At 44.9% G+C, this 13,317-nt stretch carries 10 protein-coding genes; 6 read left to right on the plus strand and 4 right to left on the minus strand.

Features of this window, described 5'->3' with window-relative positions; translation table 11 throughout:
• Positions 1-272: 272 nt before the first annotated feature.
• Together GX654_16755 and GX654_16760 are read right to left on the minus strand one after the other, a co-directional pair.
• On the minus strand, positions 273-566 hold the full coding sequence (locus GX654_16755) for a ferredoxin family protein (GenBank protein NLD38512.1): 294 nt from the start codon (positions 564-566) through the stop codon (positions 273-275).
• 154 nt (positions 567-720) lie between these two features.
• Positions 721-2,652, minus strand: coding sequence for an FAD-binding protein (locus GX654_16760; protein NLD38513.1), 1,932 nt, complete (start codon positions 2,650-2,652; stop codon positions 721-723).
• Positions 2,653-3,096: 444 nt separating this feature from the next.
• Here GX654_16760 and GX654_16765 point away from each other — a divergent pair, with 444 nt between their 5' ends.
• Genes GX654_16765 through GX654_16780 form a run of 4 tightly spaced genes read left to right on the plus strand, consistent with a single transcriptional unit; the run spans position 3,097 to position 7,444 of the window.
• Entirely contained in the window at positions 3,097-4,206 is a 1,110-nt protein-coding gene (locus tag GX654_16765) for an efflux RND transporter periplasmic adaptor subunit (protein NLD38514.1), read from the plus strand.
• A gap of 1 nt (position 4,207) precedes the next feature.
• On the plus strand, positions 4,208-5,431 hold the full coding sequence (locus GX654_16770; protein ID NLD38515.1) for an ABC transporter permease: 1,224 nt from the start codon (positions 4,208-4,210) through the stop codon (positions 5,429-5,431).
• A gap of 8 nt (positions 5,432-5,439) precedes the next feature.
• A complete protein-coding gene (locus GX654_16775; protein ID NLD38516.1) occupies positions 5,440-6,699 on the plus strand; it encodes an ABC transporter permease in 1,260 nt (419 codons plus the stop codon).
• Between the two features lie 7 nt (positions 6,700-6,706).
• Positions 6,707-7,444: an ABC transporter ATP-binding protein gene (locus GX654_16780; protein NLD38517.1), complete on the plus strand. Its 738-nt coding sequence runs from the start codon at positions 6,707-6,709 to the stop codon at positions 7,442-7,444.
• 849 nt (positions 7,445-8,293) lie between these two features.
• On the opposite strand, the gene GX654_16785 is transcribed toward GX654_16780, so the two are convergent.
• Both GX654_16785 and GX654_16790 read right to left on the minus strand, forming a co-directional pair.
• Entirely contained in the window at positions 8,294-9,175 is an 882-nt protein-coding gene (locus tag GX654_16785) for an acetoacetate decarboxylase family protein (protein ID NLD38518.1), read from the minus strand.
• Between the two features lie 45 nt (positions 9,176-9,220).
• Positions 9,221-9,991 (minus strand): VOC family protein, encoded by a 771-nt coding sequence (locus tag GX654_16790; protein NLD38519.1) that lies wholly within the window; start codon positions 9,989-9,991, stop codon positions 9,221-9,223.
• 440 nt (positions 9,992-10,431) lie between these two features.
• Between GX654_16790 and GX654_16795 the strand changes: the two genes are divergently transcribed.
• Positions 10,432-11,616, plus strand: a complete 1,185-nt coding sequence (locus GX654_16795; protein NLD38520.1) for an esterase — start codon at positions 10,432-10,434, stop codon at positions 11,614-11,616.
• A 330-nt stretch (positions 11,617-11,946) separates the two neighbouring features.
• Positions 11,947-13,263 carry a glycosyltransferase gene (locus tag GX654_16800; GenBank protein ID NLD38521.1) on the plus strand — a complete coding sequence of 439 codons (1,317 nt, stop codon included), beginning with the start codon at positions 11,947-11,949 and terminating at the stop codon, positions 13,261-13,263.
• The last annotated feature ends 54 nt before the right edge of the window (positions 13,264-13,317 follow it).

Genomic DNA, 13,317 nt, shown 5'->3' on the forward strand with positions numbered 1-13,317 from the left:
CTTCCAGTAGATATTTTATATGGACAACAAAATATATTGTATGTACGATCAAACCTTAACATTAAAATTTATCCTGTCATTTCAATAGATTTTAGCTTGACGCCAATGCGCCTTCGCGGGAATGACGACAATTATAAATTTACAATAACCGTGTAATAAATAAACGATACAGGTTTCATAGAACAAAACTGGTTCATTTTTAAAATATGCCAGCACAATTACTGATAAAAAAGGCCGGAAACCGGCCCTTTTTATCGAAATAGCGTTTACCCTTATACCTGCCCTATCTCCCCTGTCTTCTTGTTCTTCCAGTAGGCCCTGGACTGAAGCGGCCAGTTGAACCTTATGGCCCCATCTGACGGGCAGTCGTTTACACAGCATCCGCAATACCAGCATTCATCAGGGTGCAGTATAATGGGCGGTGCGCCTGCCTCAGGGTTAGGGATATATACATCCACCTGGCATGTATCCACACAATTGTTGCACCCGGTGCAGTAATCCGGGTCAAAGATGACCGGTTGGTTTGGCGTGATAACATTGGTCATTGCATATATTTTTTCGGACATGTTTTGCCTCCGTTTCAAAAATCTAAATTTAAAATTCAATATTCAATATTAAGGATTCTAGGGTTCATGGGTTCGAGGGTTTTTTACTTGCGCTTTTAATCTTGAATCTTGAATTAAAACACTTGAACCCCCGACCCCTTGAACCCTAGACCCCTTATTTCTTGTACACCCCTTTATAATCCCTGTTATGGGCCTCATACTCCTTCTTCATGTTTCCCCAGAACCTCTGTTCCTGTAGTCTTGTTGTAAATTTATCATTCACAAGCCTTGCAACAAGGAACTTGTTCCACTCAGGCTGGTCCATCTTCGGGTAGTCTATACGCTGAAATCCCATGCGGCTCGCCTTTCTCGCTATGGATGCCTGCATAATAATCTTTGAGTGCTCCAGCATGGTGAGGTCTTCAATAGTTCTCAAAAGTTTATGCGGATCACACGCATAGAGCTGGGGTGCAAATTCCTTTTCCATCCTTTCAAGTGCGTAAAGCCCAATCCTGAAAAGGTTCTCCGTCTTGAATTCGCTGTTGTAATACTGGTTGATCCTTGCGATCCCTGCGTGGAACTCCTTCCACTCTATACCGCTATCTCTGCGTGTTGGCGCATATATCCTCTCTTTTTCCTTCTGAATCTGATCACGTGACAACTTACCCTGCCCTATCTCCCTTGCATAGGAAGCTGCCTTTCTACCGGCATATCTCCCGGTAGCAGCGCAGTAACTGTGATCCTGGCCGCCCAAGAGCTGGGTGCCTGCCACATATAATCCATCCAGGTTGGTTTTCAGGTTCCAGTCCATCATGAAATTACCGCCGCCATTCCTCCACTGCGGCATACCTGCACCCTCTATAAACCTGTAACTCTGCTGAAGGTCGCGGCTGCCATCAAAACCTGCCTTGTTAAATGTATCTATAATGATTTTTGTTGTGGACTCTTCTCCAAGCATAAGGTCCCATGTGGCCCTTCTTTCCACATCAGACATTGATGGCCAGTCGCCATAAAATGGCAGAGCGAAATTCCCTTTTTTAACCTCTTCAGCGACCTTCATCTGGACTTCCGGCGAAGGTATCATAGCGCCTGCATCCTCCCAGCCCTGGATAGGAAATGGAACCCTTTTGCCATTCGCATCAACTATAGGCACATTTTCATAACTGGCGTCACCAGCCCCTGTATACCATTTGTGCTTTAGCCCAGTTGCAATACCTATCGGCATGCTTACCTCAAGGTTTGCAATCTCAGCGCCCGCCTTGAATGCCATTATAAGCCCTTCACCTGTCCATGTCCTTGGATGCATACTTGACATGCCGCAGAGTTCTGAGTTCATGAGCCACAGATCGCCTGCGCCGCCAGTGGCAATAATGGTTGATTTTGCCTTTACAATAACAAACTCGCCTGTCCTGCTGTTAAGCCCTGTTGCGCCTATAACACGTGCGCCCTGTTCGCCATTTTCAGTTAAGAGGCTTGTGCCTGCGACCCTGTCCATTACCTTAACGCCTAAACGTTTGCATTCCCTTTTCAATGCAGGTTTAAAGGTTGATCCCCATATCCTGATAACTACATTTGATCTCTTTTCAGGCGGATTAAAGCCCGGTTCGCCAGCGCCCGGTTCAGGCCAGAGATTATGTTTTACCCCATACCTGGGAGAAAACATGAGTTTGGTATCATCATACCTGCCCTCAGCGCCTACATACTCATCATTAGTATCACGTATCTTTCCGCCCATCTGCTCCATCTCAAGGAGTGTGTCCCAGTCTTCCCTGCACTGAATCTGAAGCCCTATCCCGCAGCTCCAGGGCACATCTGCCATGTGTTCTGCCCACTCATCAGGATTAACCCTGGAATGGGGGTTTGCAGGCACATTACACCAGTGATCGCAGCCAGGCCCCCCTGCCCCGCTTCTGACCGTATCGCCCTTTTCGAGCAGCACCACCTTTACCCCTTCCCTGGCCGCTGATATGGCAGCCCAGCAGCCTGCAATACCGCCTCCGATCACAAGCACATCCGCATCGATCTCCTGTTCCTGCTCAAAACGAATCGGATAGGGCCAGCTTGGAGGTTGACCTGTCTTTTTTAGGTAATCATGCCATGTTGTCATTTTTCTTCTCCATTAGAATTGAGGTTATATGAAGTATTCCATGAATCGCAGGCCCCAGGAGCTGACAGCAGATGGAAAAACCGCGGTTCAGGAACGCCAAAATACCTGTTTTAAAAAGTGCAGGGTTGGGTTGAGAAGAACCCTCTTCCAGCGGAGCAGTATATAGAAAGTTTTTAAAATATAAAATATTAATTTGATGACCATACAAAAAACCATCACAGATGTAACCATTTAACTTTTTCAGACTATACATACATATGCCTTATGGCTGCATTAACCAGTCATGGGCATAAATGGCTATGAAAAGGCTTATCCGGCCAATGCCAAATAATATAATATTCAACTATCATATTGATATTACTTGTTAATCAATAATTATTATATTCTGGTACGATAAATGCTTAAACGTCACAATATAATTTTTTTAAATCCCGGAGGTATTGAATGAAGAAGTTTGCAAAGGTTCTCCTTTTATTAATTGTTGTTTCAGTAATTGCTGTTGGAGGTTACTCATGGGTAAAGAATCGCAAACCCGCTGATCAGGGATTTGTGCTTGTGGATGCAGCAAAGGGAGATATAACCGAAAAGGCGGTTGCCATAGGACAGATAGAGCCAAGACAGAAATTCCACATAAAATCAAAGATCTCAGGCATTGTAAAAAGATGCCCGGCTGAGGTAGGGGATACGATCAATACTGGTGACCCGATCATAGAGATCAGCCCTGATCCCACCCCTGATGAACTCCTTGAGGCTGAGCATCTTGTAAAGACAGCACAACTCTCATTTGACCGGGCAAAAAAGGACTGGGAGCACTCACAGGAGCTCGCCCGTGAGGGGATAGAATCAATAAACAAAAGGGATGTTCAGAAGGAGTCATATGAACGCGCAGGGATAGAGTTAACCAGGGCAAAGGATCGCATGCAGCTCATACAGGATGGCCGTATAAGCGGCAGGGGTAAAGATATGGAGACAATAGTAAGGGCCCCTGCGAAAGGCATATTGTTACAGCGTCTTGTAAACCCCGGAGACCCGGTTGTCCCACTTACAAGCTATCAGGCAGGCACAGAGCTTGCCACGCTTGCAGACATGAATGACCTTGTTTTTAAGGGTACAGTAGATGAGATAGATGTTGGCAAACTTAAGATTAACATGCCTGTGCGAATAAAAATAGGGGCGCTGCCTGACCAGGCCGTCACAGGCAGATTGAGTAAGATAGCCCCGCAGGCCACAGAAAAGGACAATGCAAAGCTTTTTGAGGTAGAGATAGAGCTGGAGCAGTTCAAGGATGTGGAGCTCAGGGCCGGGTACTCTGCCAATGCGGATATTGTGATACGAGAAAAAAAAGAGATACTCATGATACCTGAACGGCTGGTCATATTTGAGGATAATGGCGCAAAGGCCTTTGTAGAGATACCGGGAAAGACACCTGATGCAGAACCAAAAAAGGAGCCTATAACAGTTGGGCTCTCAGATGGACTCAATATAGAGGTCGTGTCAGGTTTAAATGAAGGTCAAAAGCTTGTACAGAGGCCTCCCAGGGAGATAAAGGGATAGGATGCTAAACATCATACGTCAGCTTATCCGTGACACAAAGAGCCAGAAGCTCCGCACCTTCCTTACACTGTTCGGTATGATATGGGGCACCACTGCAGTAAGCCTGCTTTTGGCCTTTGGCGACGGGTTTCATCAGCAACTGGCCAAAGAAAGTGCGGGTATAGGAAACGGTGTTGTAATCGGCTGGCCATCACGAACATCAATTCCATATGACGGGCTCAACAAGGGCCGCTATATACTGGTAGATGATGAGGATATCCTTCTTATCAGGAAAAAGGCTGTTGGCCTTGGTTTTATCTCCAGTGAATATCAATCAGGAATGAAACTCCAGTATGGCACAAAAATCCTTTCTGTTGGGGTGGCAGGCATAGAACCTGAATATGGCGAAATCCGCAACCTTATCCCTCAAGCAGGGGGCAGGTTTATAAACCCCATTGACCTTCAGTTGAAAAAACGGGTGCTTTTTATTGGTAATGAACTGGCCGAACAGGTCTTCGGTAATGATCCACCGGTTGGCCGCACTCTGAATCTAAATGGTTCCCCTTTTCTGGTTGTGGGTGTGATGAAAAAAAAGGAACAGAACTCCAATTACAATGGCTCAGACAAGGGCAAGGTCTTTATCCCTGCCACAACATTCAAGATGATGACAGGCCAGAAGTATGCGGGTAACCTTGTCTTTACAGCAACAGATGTTGATAAGACCGGGGCACTGATTACCGATGTGCGGCATATACTGGCGGCACGGCACCGGTTCAGCCCTGATGATGAAGAGGCAATAGGCTTCTGGGACACATCTGAAAATGCAAAATTTATCAATACCCTTATGCTTGCCTTCAGGATATTCCTGGGGATGATAGGGTGCCTTACCATGGTCGTAGGAGGAATCGGCATATCAAATATCATGAATGTTGTGGTTGAAGAACGTACAAGAGAGATAGGCATAAAAATGGCCCTCGGCGCTAAACCGCGGTTTATCCTTGGTCAGTTTATGATAGAGACCCTCTCTCTTTCAATTGCTGGCGGGGTCATAGGCATCATAATAACTTATATAATATGCATGACCTTTCCTGTGCTGCACCTGAGCGATACAGTGGGAGATCCAAGGCTATCGCCATCTTCAGCTGCTGCCACTGCGCTGGTTCTGGGGTTAATAAGTTTTATCTCAGGCTGGTTCCCGGCGCGTACTGCCGCTAACCTGGACCCTGTAACAGCCATGAAGATGTGAGGAGCCAAATGCATATACCGAGAATAGGATTAATACTCTATCTGTTTTTGAGTTCAAGCCGAGTCCAGAAAAAAAGGGCTGTACTCACCATTGCATCAATCGCCTGGGGAACACTCTCTCTCCTGCTGCTGCTTGCCTTTGGAGAGGGGTTAAGTATCTCTACCTCCACTGCAATGCAGGGCATAGGTAAAGATATTGCCGTATTATGGCCAGGGACAACAAGCCTTACATGGCAGGGGCTCCCACCCGGAAGACCGATAAGGCTTGAAATAGAGGCTGTTGAGCTTTTAAGGGAAAGGGTTGTGAACCTCGCGGACGCAGCAGGGGAGATACAGAATTTTGGTGTGGGCATAAAGTATGGCAAGACAGGGACAAATGCCACTATAAAAGGGGTTACATGGGGATTTGGTGAGATACGCAATCATATACCTGCACCAGGGGGCCGCTTTATTGATATCAAGGATGAAGATTCGAGAAGAAGGGTTGCCTTTATGGGTGATGAAATAGCAAAAAAGATCTTCGGTAATGAAGACCCGGTTGGTAAAGAGCTCCTTATTGAAAAGACCCCCTACACAGTTATCGGGGTGATGATGCCCAAGGTGATGATGGGGAATTACAACGGCATGGATAAAGACCAGATATGTATACCCATTACCACATTCAAGGCACAGTTTAATAGGGACAGGCTTCAGATGCTTATCATAAAGCCTGACCACCCGGCGCGAATGAAGGCTGTGCTTGAAGGGGTAAACAAGGTGCTCGGGGTAAAATATGGTTTTGATCCCGCTGATAAAAGGGTGTTAGGGACATGGGATACAGTAGAATCATCGAAAAGCCAGCGTGATATCATGGTTGGCCTGAAGATATTCCTGGGAATCATAGGGGGGCTTACTCTTATTATAGGTGGCGTGGGTGTCGCCAATATCATGTATGCGGTTGTAAAGGAGCGCACAAAGGAGATAGGGGTAAAAATGGCCCTTGGCGCGCGCAGCACATGGATTACAGGCCCTGTAGTCCTTGAGGGCATGCTTTACACTCTTACAGGTGGCACTATCGGTCTGTTAATGGCCATGGGGGCAATCATACTACTTGGGCATCTTCCGACAGAGGGAAACCAGGCTTTGGAAATGCTTGGAAAGCCAACCCTGTCTATCCCCATAGGCATTGTATCGGCTCTTATACTTGGCATTATTGGCCTTGCAGCAGGATATTTCCCTGCAAGGCGTGCTGCATCCATTAACCCTGCGGAGACGCTCCGCTACGAATGAGGTATATATGTTACTGAGAAATTTTTTCAATTCAAAATCCAATAATCATAAACAGGAAAATGGTGAGGTAATCAGCCTTAAGAGGCTATCCAAGGTATATGATACAGGGAAGATCAAGGTGGAAGCATTAAGGGGTGTAGACCTTGCGGTTTATTCCGGTGAGATGGTAGCCATTACCGGGCCATCCGGGTCAGGTAAAAGCACGCTCATGAACCTTATCGGTTGTCTTGATACTGCCACATCAGGAAGTTACCTTTTGCGTGGTGAAGAGGTCTCAGGCATGAGCAGGGAAGCGCTCGCCAGTATAAGAAACAGGCGTGTGGGATTTATCTTTCAGAGTTTTAACCTCCTCCCCCAGATATCCGCATATGAAAATGTTGAGATGCCCCTTATCTTCGGTGGCATGCCAAAGAGAAACAGGAAGGAAAGGGTTATGGAATTACTTGACCGTGTTGGTCTTTCGGAACGTATCGATCATAAACCCACAGAGCTTTCAGGCGGGCAGATGCAGCGTGTAGCCATTGCAAGGGCCCTCGCCATGGACCCTGATGTCATCCTTGCTGATGAACCTACCGGCAACCTTGACACAGGGGCAGGAGGCGACATCATGAACCTCTTTATTGAGCTGTGGGAACAGGGGCGCACAATACTGGTTATCACCCATGACCCGGCCCTGGCAAAAAGGGCCCCGCGTCAGGTGGAGATAAGGGATGGCAACATAACAGAGGACATAAGGAGAAATTAAGATGGAAAGGGTTAAGCTGGAAGCATAGAACTATTTGGCAATACTCACCCAAGTGAATAGATTGGCATCTTTTTTAATGAGAGTTATACGTGTTAGAGAGAAAAATTTGGAATAAAGGGGGTCAGCATAAGCGGTGGTGAACCCCTTATGACCCTCGAAAAATCATATCCGCAGTAACCGGCCGTTTTGGTGATGGGATACATAAATGGCTCTACACAAACGGTATACTGATTACAGAGGAGATACTCTGATACATCCTTTCAGTATGACACTAAATCAGGACGATTTACATTCAAAGGCTCGATACTGAAATATATTGCAGTAGATATACCTGTAACCATCTCCTATTTTGATTCAACGCTTAATGAGTCTACATCGTACAGAAATCCATTCAGGGATATCAAACTCAACAGCAGAAAAAAGATCACTGCTGAACGCTGGCGCACAATACCTGATATTGAGCTAAGTGGAGATGAAAAATTGATTTTTATGAAAAGGTTCATGGATGGGGTTACAAACGACCAGATCCCTGAATCTCAAAAATAGGCGGATATTACCTCAATGGAAGAACCTCACATGGGGTTGCAGGAATATTGGTAAGATTTTTATAGAATCTATCCCTGTTTAAAGGCACTCTTACAGGCATAAGGTAGACGGAAAATTCAAAAATACCATTCACCACGGAGACCACGGAGAGCACGGAGAATTTTTTAAGCTTTTACTCCGTGCTCTCCGTGTCCTCCGTGGTGAAAATTCTTTGCTTATAACAACATATTAGAAGATTCAAAACCCCTAATACAGGATGGATCAAATTGTCAGGTAATGACGCTTGATCCATCCATGATTACATTATTCTTCCCACTGCTCAACTACCTTCGTCCCATCCAGACCCAACCCGAAGGGCATCTCCCCCTTCAGACTTGTCATCTTTGCATCAAGCACCTTGGTTGGGCCTAAAAAAGTAAGCGGGTCATGAGGGCCGTCAAAGAACTGGACTGTGGCAGTACCCCTTGTATCATCCGGTCCTGGTGCTGCTTCAAGCGGCCCGACACTCGCCTGAGGTGTGTCACAGCCAAGGCAGATCATCTGATTTATTGAAGGAGTGGATAAGGATGCTGGCGGGATGCGTCTTACCAGAAGAACCGGCCCCATGTCCGGCCATTTTACTTCGGGCAGATTTTTGGATACAGTGTATTCTATCTTCATGAGAGGTACACTTCCCTGATCCTTCATCTTGTTGACTACAACCATCCATCCTGTCTGGGTCTTTGTCCAGGTTATTTCAGCCATCTTTTTCGGCCATCCGTAGATCTCACGGCCGGCAATCAAGCCCATGTCACTGTCAATATATTCTATAAGCGTGGTATTACCAACCTTGTCTTTCCATTTTACAGGGGCGTTTATTGCCACCTCATGCACATTGTACCCGCCCTTTTCCACATCCTGTGTCCAGCCCAAAAGAAGGATAAAGGTCTCTTCGTCACCGACCGGTTCCATAGGCGGCATGGTTGCCCTCTTGAGTGCACCTTTTGGCGCCTTGCACAGGATCTGGATAGTATAAACATCGCTGAAATGGTGTGGAAGAGGCGGATATACAGGTGAAAAAATAGGAGAAGGGATAAAATCGGCCCGTTTCGGCGCATCCTTTTTATCCTGGGCAAACCCTGTTAAAGAAAAGACAATAAGAGTAGAGATAGCAGTTAAAACAAAACATAGATTCCTGATTTTCATTACTAAACCCCCCTTTTTAAATGGTTAATAATATAAAATCCAAGTTTATTTTTTTTCCATTGCACCAACCTGTGCAAAATAATTTGTTATGCCGTCAGGGTCATCAAGCCATACTGTTAACAATGAAAACCCGGGAAGTGTGCTGAGCGGCTGATCAATAACAACATTGCGCTCCTTTGCCAGGTTTTGTACTGCTTCAGCGTTAGAGACAACATACTGTATGCCGCCGCTTCCGGTATCAGCAGGCAGGCCTGGACCGAAACAGCGAAGGCTTATTATGGTAGAACCGTGTTGATAGGAGTATTTTTTCACATGAAAAACCGGGTCATCTTCTGGTGGCATCTCTTCAAGGCCCACAAATTCCCGGTAAAAGGCCCTGCTCTTTTCAATATCTGAAACCGATAACCCGACCTCAATCCCCATGCAGGCTGCCTTCTCTGAATCTGGCACAATAACAAGCTCAACCCACTGGCCGTCAGGGTCTTTTAAGAAAGTGTGACTTCTGGATGTTCCGGCTATGGGTTCGAAGACCGGTACCGGAAGCCCCTGAGTCCTGAACCTCTCTTCAAGGGCATGCCTGTCTGTAAAAAAAAATGTCAGGAGACGTACACCGGTTGCATCCTTTATTTCACCGCGCTTATACGTGCGGTTTGGGACAATACCTGAAAGCTTTAGCTGGGAGTCACCCACCTGGAACCTTGCCACATCGGTCTTTGCGCCAATATTGAATGTCATTAGCTGTTTGAAACCAAGCGCCTTTCCGTAAAAATTATACATGGCCTCAGGATCTGCCTCAAAGCGTCTGAAAACATTCATAGAAGGCTGTATTAAAAGTGGTCTGACTGATTTTATTCTAGATTGCATGGCGTCCTGACCATAAGAGGTTGTTAATAACACGGAGAGTAAAAGAATTACCTTAAAACACTGACCTGTAATATTTTTCATTTTAAATCCTATAGTAAAGTTAATTGATGTTCTTAAGCGATACAATATTTTATACCTTGCTACTATTTTATAGAAATGACCTCACAGGTAACTATTTTTAAGAAGTTATATATTTTTTGTCAACCAAATCATTTTTCAAACGTTATATGAGGCAGATATTCAGAAACCCTTCTTCAGTATTAAAGCAAATAGATATCTTTCCTGTTGCATTTCCTGCTGATTAATTTAAAGTTTTAAAACTAACAGTTGATGTCTATGTTTCTACAGGAGTCAATAAATTTTAACCTATTAATAAATGTGAGGAGGTATTTATGAAACACAAAGATTCATTGATTAACATCATTATTACATTGATCGCGGTTATGGTATTTTTAACCCTGCCTGCCAACATTTATGCCCAGGCTAAAAAACCTGCCTTTCCGCAGGCGCCGGCAATCAAATCCCCAGAAGTACTATCAGACAAAAGCATAACATTCAGGATACTGGCCCCTGAGGCGACAAAGGTGGGGTTACAGAGCTCAGATATATTTGGAATGACCCCTGGAAATCTACAGTTTACTAAAAACAGTGAAGGCGTGTGGGAAGGAAAGACTGTGCCTCTTGCACCAGGGGCCTACAGGTACACATTTACAGTGGATGGGGCATCTGTTGTTGACCCGAATAACACATCAATAAGTGAGTCAAACAATAATGTCTGGAGCCTGGTCTATGTGCCTGGGGCAGATTTTATGGAGATGAAACAGGTGCCCCACGGCGCTGTTGCAGAGGTTTACTACTACTCAAAAACCCTTAACAGGCACCGCCGCATGCACATATACACCCCTCCTGGATACGAGGCAGGCAGTAAAAAGTACCCGGTTTTTTACCTTCTTCACGGCGCAATGGATTGTGATGACTCATGGAGCACAGTTGGCAGGGCAGGATTTATCATTGATAATCTTATTAATGATAAAAAGGCAAAACCCATGGTTGTAGTTATGCCTGCCGGTCATACAACAAAGAATTTCAGTATGGGTGGCGGTGTCAACAATATGGTTGATGATTTTTCAAACGACTTCATAAATGACATAATGCCCTATGTAGAAAATAATTACCGTGTGTTAACAGACCGAGGCAACAGGGCTATAGCCGGTCTATCCATGGGCGGCATGCAAACCCTTAATATTACGATGAAAGATCTGAGTAAATTCGCATATATCGGGGTATACAGCTCTGGTATATTCGGCCTTGGAAATACCATGCCTGGTCAAAACTCTTCTCCGAGCTTTGAAGAACAATACAAAAACATGCTTGATAACAGTGATCTAAAAAAGGGTCTTAAACTGATCTGGTTTGCAACAGGCACAGAGGATTTTTTAATAGAGACAACCAGGGCATCAGTAGAAATGTTAAAGAAACACGGGTTTTCACCTGTATATAAAGAGACGGACGGCGGCCATACATGGGCAAAATGGCGTGATTATCTTGTTGAATTTACTCCTCAATTATTTAAATAAAAGAAAAATATATCTCCGGTGAAGTTTTTTAAAATAACGGTGTCTTAAAATAAAAATTCCATTGATCTTGTGCAGTCTATTTCCGGCTGCAACAAATAAAATCAATGGAATTTTTTTATTGACATTTAAACAGGAATATTATCATATCGCTGAATTTTTTTTTGGACGATTTAATGAATTATAATAATGTTTAAACTGAGTAATAAAATGAAGAAAAGTAATGGTTTACCGAAATTTAATTCCGATATATTTTACCCCTGGGTACTTTGCATAACGTTAATAATATCTCTAATGCTTATGTGGTATCATTTCAATTATAATACAGATGAATTGGTAAAAAACTACAACGAACAGATCATGGGCAAATTGTTGCCCACAAAAAGTATTCTCGCCATTGGCGTAACTGCATGGGCCATCTTTTTATTAGGGATAAGGGTTTGGTTTGCATGGCATTACAGGCCATACAAACCTGCATGCGATAAAAAACTGCCGGTGGTAACAGTTATTATTCCTGCTTATAATGAGGGGGCTCAGGTTTTACACACTGTAAGGTCTGTTGTAGCCAGTGATTATCCCCCTGAAAAAATGCAGATCATCTGCGTTGACGACGGTTCAAAGGATGATACATGGGATTGGATGCAGAAGGCAAAAAAGGAATTCCCTCACAGGGTAAAGCTGATAAGGCAACCCTTTAACAGCGGTAAGAGGCTTGCGCTGAGAGAAGGCTTTATCAATGGGAAGGGATCAGTATTTGTTACCATAGATTCTGACTCTGAGATTTTACCTGATACCCTTCGTCATATGGTTAGCCCATTTGTGCTGGACCCGCGTGTAGGCGGGGTTGCCGGTAATGTCAGGGTACTCAACACTGCAGAAAGTGCGATTCCCAAGATGCTTGAGGTATCGTTTGCCTATGCCTTTGACTTTATACGTTCAGGACAGAGTGTATATGGCGGCGTTTTCTGTACACCTGGCGCACTTTCAGCATATCGTGCTGATGTGGTAAGGGCAAACCTCACCACATGGATCAACCAGACCTTCATGGGTAAACGTGCAACCATTGGTGAAGACAGGGCGCTTACCAACCTGATCCTTCGCATGGGTTATCGTGTAGTTTATCAGAGAAAGGCAGTAGTAAATACCAAGATACCCGCCGCATATACAGGATTAAGAAAGATGCTGCTCAGATGGGCACGCAGCAATGTAAGGGAAAATCTTGTTATGTTTTCATTCATAACAAAACGTTTCCGCCCTTATGACTCAGGAAGCAACTGGATACGTTTGTTCAGTGTTACACAACTCTTCCGCCTGACATTTGGCGAGGCATGTAAATTCGCAGTGCTTGCACAGATGCTGATGAACCCTGTTCCCACCCTGATACTTATATCTGCTGGCTGCCTGGTAAGCGCCATACTTCCATCTATTATATATCAGAAACAACATCACAGTATGTTCGGATGGCATTGGGCTCTTCCCTTCTCCTTTTACTGGATATTCGCCTTGAGCTGGATACCTCTCTGGGGACTAGTAACCGCGGCACGTACAGGCTGGCTTACCCGTGAGACAGTTATCACTCCTGACCCGAAAAAGCAGCTCAATATACCTCAGCCCCATCGTGTCAGAAGCATGGTTTCAAAGGCTGCATAGCCTGAAGATTATATAGCTGATTCAGCATATCCAATAAAAAAGGCCTGCCACATA

It is taken from the genome of Desulfatiglans sp., assembly GCA_012513605.1.
Taxonomy (GTDB): Bacteria; Desulfobacterota; DSM-4660; order Desulfatiglandales; family HGW-15; genus JAAZBV01.